Source organism: Tahibacter sp. (assembly GCF_035481375.1).
GTDB lineage: Bacteria > Pseudomonadota > Gammaproteobacteria > Xanthomonadales > Rhodanobacteraceae > Tahibacter.
The window spans coordinates 1-4,396 of record NZ_DATIGT010000187.1; the positions used below are offsets into that span (position 1 = coordinate 1).

4 protein-coding genes are annotated in these 4,396 nt (G+C 66.2%); 1 reads left to right on the plus strand and 3 read right to left on the minus strand.

The window, feature by feature from the left end; genetic code table 11:
* Nucleotides 1-502 precede the first annotated feature (502 nt).
* Nucleotides 503-1,426: a branched-chain amino acid transaminase gene (locus tag VLF18_RS11795; protein ID WP_325279820.1), complete on the plus strand. Its 924-nt coding sequence runs from the start codon at nt 503-505 to the stop codon at nt 1,424-1,426.
* Between the two features lie 24 nt (nt 1,427-1,450).
* Here the strand turns inward: VLF18_RS11795 and VLF18_RS11800 are convergent, their stop codons facing one another.
* From VLF18_RS11800 to VLF18_RS11810, 3 genes are all read right to left on the minus strand, one after another.
* On the minus strand, nt 1,451-2,749 hold the full coding sequence (locus tag VLF18_RS11800; RefSeq protein ID WP_325279821.1) for a HAMP domain-containing sensor histidine kinase: 1,299 nt from the start codon (nt 2,747-2,749) through the stop codon (nt 1,451-1,453).
* A gap of 27 nt (nt 2,750-2,776) precedes the next feature.
* Entirely contained in the window at nt 2,777-3,463 is a 687-nt protein-coding gene (locus VLF18_RS11805) for a response regulator transcription factor (protein ID WP_257385098.1), read from the minus strand.
* 352 nt (nt 3,464-3,815) lie between these two features.
* On the minus strand, nt 3,816-4,396 hold a 581-nt coding region (locus tag VLF18_RS11810; protein WP_325279822.1), incomplete at its 5' end, for an energy transducer TonB.

Below are 4,396 nucleotides of genomic sequence, written 5' to 3' on the forward strand. Positions count from 1 at the left end.
CTCCCGCCGCTGACGCTGACGTCGAGCCGGGTGTCCGCACCGGTCATCTGCGGCACGGTACAGCCAGTGCCCGCGTTCAGATCGCCGTCGACATAGACCGAGTACGTATAGGTCTGCGCGCTGACTGCGCTTGCGCACATCCCCAACACCACTGCGACGGCCGCCAGAGCGGCTTTCCGGATACGCATGGAACCATCCCCTTAGTGCTCGATACACCGGCGATGCACTGCCGGAATGCGCTTCCATTACGGTACCGATGGGTCATGCGCTGCCGGTTGCGAGCTCCCCTCGCCTCCGGCTTCCCCCTCGATCGGCCGCAACGTCGACCTGCCTCGCCGTATGCTAAACCAACGCCGTTAACAATTGTCTCGCCCGTGCGCTGTTCCGCAGAACCTGTATGGCGACTCCGCCGCGTACGACGGCGAATCGGCCGACATGCGCTAGGCAAAAACCCCTGCCCACGGCTAGGCTTTCGCGTCTTTCGTCCGCCGGAACCCGTGCCATGGCCATGCAGTACCCCGAATTCATCTGGCAGAACGGTCGCATCAAGCCCTGGGCCGAGGCGACCGCCCACGTCATGTCGCATGCGCTGCACTACGGTTCGTCCGTGTTCGAGGGCATCCGCTGCTACGACACGCCGTCCGGACCGCAGATCTTCCGCCTTACCGACCACAACAAGCGTCTGTTCCAGTCGGCCAAGATCTACGACATGGAAATTCCCTATTCCCTCGCGGACATCAACGCTGCCTGCCGCGAAGTAATCAAGGCCAACAATTTGCGTAAAGCGTATTTGCGGCCTCTCGCCTATCGCGGGCTCGGCGGCTTCGGCCTTTCGGCCGAAACCCCGACCGACGTCGTCGTCGCGACCTGGGAAATGGGTCCCTACCTGGGCCCGGACGTGCTCGAACGCGGCATCGACGCCTGCGTGTCGAGCTGGCAGCGCTTCGCGCCGAACACGATTCCGGCCGGCGCGAAAGCCGGCGGCAACTATCTGTCGGGACAGCTGATCGCGCGCGAGGCGCGCCGCCTGGGCTTCGGCGAGGGCATTGCGCTCGCCTCGACGGGCCTGCTCAGCGAGGGCGCCGGCGAGAACCTGTTCCTCGTGTTCGACGGCGCGCTGCACACCACGCCGGTCGCGAGCGCCATCCTCAACGGCATCACACGCCATAGCATCATGACGCTGGCCCGCGACAACGGCATCACCGTGATCGAACGCGACCTGCCGCGCGAGTACCTGTATCTGTGCGACGAACTGTTCATGGTCGGCACGGCGGCCGAAGTCACGCCGATCCGCACCGTGGACGGCAAGCCGGTCGGAAGCGGCAGGCCCGGGCCGGTCACGGCACGCATCCAGGAACTGTTCTTCGGCCTGTTCCAGGGCAGGACCCCGGACAAATACGGCTGGCTCGAACCGCTGGACGCCTGATCCGGCGCGCCGCTGCGGCGCGGCTCAGCCGCGCCGCAGCCGGAAATCGAGCGTCGCGGCCGTACCGCCCTGCGGCCGCGGTCGCAACGACACTTTCCAGTCGTACAGTTCGCAGAGCCGGAGCACGATCGCGAGACCGAGGCCGGCCCCCTTGCCGGTCGCACCTTCGCCGCGATAGCCGCGCTCGAACAGTCGCTCGGCGTCTTCAAGCTTGATGCCCGGGCCGGAATCCTCGACGACGACCTTGCCGTCGCCAATGCGTACGCGCACTTCGCCTTCGGGTGTGTACTTGAACGCGTTGCCGACGAGATTGGTGAGTGCGACCGCAACGACCGACGACGGCGCGACGACTTCGAGCACACCCTCGACTTCGAGCACGACCTCGACCGGCTTGTTCGCGATATGCGTGCGATTGACTTCGATGACCTGCTCGGCGACACGCGCGACATCGGTGGTCTCGCCGTCGCTCGGGGCTTCGCGCTGGCGGCGCGACAGCAGCAGCAGAGCCTCGGTCAGTTCCGTCGACTGGCGCGATGCGCGCTCGATACGCTTGAGGCGGTCGCGTGTCTTGTCGCTCTGGTTCGGCGCGCCGAGCAGCAGCTCGACCGTCGTTGCGATGACGGCCAGCGGCGTGCGCAGCTCGTGACTGACGTCGGCGTTGAATTCGCGGTCGCGCTCGACGATTTCGGTCAGGCGCCGGCGGTAGTCGTCCAGCGCGGCGGCGAGTTCACCGACTTCGTCGTTCGCGTAATGCGATGCCAGATCGTCGGTCGGCGCGCCGTTCTTGAATGCGCGCAGGCGCTCGGCGAGATCGGCGACCGGGCGCATCACGCGCCGCGCCGACCAGAATCCAAGCAGGAACGCGAGCAGCGAGAACACGAACACGGCCGCGATCAGCGCGGTCACGAGCTGACGCTCGCCGAGTTCTTCCTTCGCCACGTCGTAGCGGTAGAACGCCCAGAGATCGGACTCCTTGCGCACGGCGAGCTTGTATGGCCGTTCGACGCCATGCTCGTCCGGCTCGCGGATGTCGTAGACGCCGGTGCCGTACTTCTGCCAGGCAAACGGCACGTTCGCGAATTTGCGCTCGCTGACGATCAGCGCGGTCACCGGCGAAAACGGAAACACCGCGCCCTCTTCGGGATGCAGCCGCTTGAAGTCGAGGAATTTGTTGACGCCGTCCTGCAGCGAGGCGTTGATCAACTGATCTTCGAGCGTACCGCGCAGGCCGATGACGGCCACGGCGAACAGCGCCGTGAGCGCCATGCCGAACAGGCCGAACGAAATGACGATGCGGCTGCGTAATCGGCGGCGATAGCGCATGCGGGGCGAAGGATGCTCGGCGAGCGCTCAGCTGCTCGCGGCGTCGGGGTCGGCCATGCGATAGCCGATGCCGTGGCGAGTCTGGATCAGCGGCTTGTCGAACGGTTTGTCGAGCGCGGCGCGCAGGCCATGGATGTGCACGCGCAGCGAATCGCTGTCGGGCAGCTCCTCGCCCCAGACGCGGTGTTCGAGATCCTGGCGCGTCACGACCGACGGGCTGGCCTCCATGAGGAACTGAAGCAGCTTCAGGCCGATCGGGTTCAGCGGGATCTGCTTGCCGGCGCGGGTCACGGTCAGCGTGTCGAGATTGAAGCTGAGGTCGGCGACCTGCAGCACGCGGCTTTGCGGTCCTTTGCCGCGGCGTGCGAGCACGAGCAGGCGCGCCTCGAGTTCCTGCAGCGCGAACGGCTTGGTCATGTAGTCGTCGGCGCCCGAATCGAAACCCGACAGCTTGTGATCGAGCGCGTCGCGCGCCGTCAGCATGAGCACCGGCGTCTGCTTGCGCGCTTCCTGGCGCAGCTTGCGACAGACCTCGAGTCCGTCCATGCCGGGCAAGGTCAGATCGAGCACGATCGCGTCGAATTCATTGACGACCGCGAGATGCAGACCCGTGACGCCGTCGCCCGCAAAATCGACGACGTGGCCTTTGTCTTCGAGAAAGTCGCCGATGTTCGCTGCGATGTCCCGATTGTCTTCGATGACGAGTACGCGCATGGGGCTAGCTTAACGAACTCCATTTCGGAAAGGGATGCGCCGGAAACGGCCGGAGATGTCGGGGTGACGGGAGAACGGCTCGAACGGCCAAAAGATTGGCCCAAGGAGGTGCCATTGGGGGAACGCACCTCGCTTGGGCCAAATAGCTACTGCCCCGATTACCGTAGTCTGCTAGTCACGACCTGACCAGGAGTGTTCGCAGGAGTACAGTGGGGACAATGGTAGGCAGCAGCGGCTTAAATCGGCGTTAAGCAGCCTTGAGAGTCCGGTTAAATATCAATGCGCTGGCGTAGTGTTCGCGCAAAGACCGCAGGAATCTCACCGGCGGTCGACCGAATGCCGGGCTGCGGCTTCAGTTCGGGGCGATCTCGGTGACCGGCGCGGCACCGTCGCCCGGGCGGCGGCAGATCCGGGATCCGGTGATCGTGCGGCAGTCGCCGGACTCCAGCGTGATTTCCTCGGCCGTTCCGACCGACTGCGGCGCGCCGCCTTCGAGCGCAAAGACAAACTGGCGCGAGTACCGGCGCGAGCCTGCCTCGAAGCTGCCCGGTACGAATCGCCATTTGCGCAGCGCGGCCATGGCCGCGGCGTCGAAGGTCGACGGCGGAGTCGATTGCTCGACGCGCACGTCGCGAACGCGGCCGTCCTCGTCGACGTAGTACGAAAGCCGCACGCTGCCCTCGATGCCGCGCATCAGCGCGCGTTCCGGGTAGAGCGGCTGCACGGCATGTGCCGCCATCGGCTCGCGCACCGCAACGACGGGCTCGAGCTTGGGCAGGGCGTCGACCGACGCGGCCGGCGCGTCAGCGACCGGCGCGGCAGCAACCGGCGGTGCGACGACGGCGGGTGTCTGCTCGACGCGCTGAGCCGGGGCGGCCGGCATCGATTCGACGGCGGTCGCGGACGGAACCGCCGTCGCGGCGGGCGGAGCCT

Excerpts from the sequence above, each read along its gene's own strand:
- VLF18_RS11800 (WP_325279821.1), bottom strand. The coding sequence starts at position 2,749 with ATGCGCTATCGCCGCCGATTACGCAGCCGCATCGTCATTTCGTTCGGC.
- VLF18_RS11795 (WP_325279820.1), top strand. The coding sequence starts at position 503 with ATGGCCATGCAGTACCCCGAATTCATCTGGCAGAACGGTCGCATCAAG.
- VLF18_RS11805 (WP_257385098.1), bottom strand. The coding sequence starts at position 3,463 with ATGCGCGTACTCGTCATCGAAGACAATCGGGACATCGCAGCGAACATC.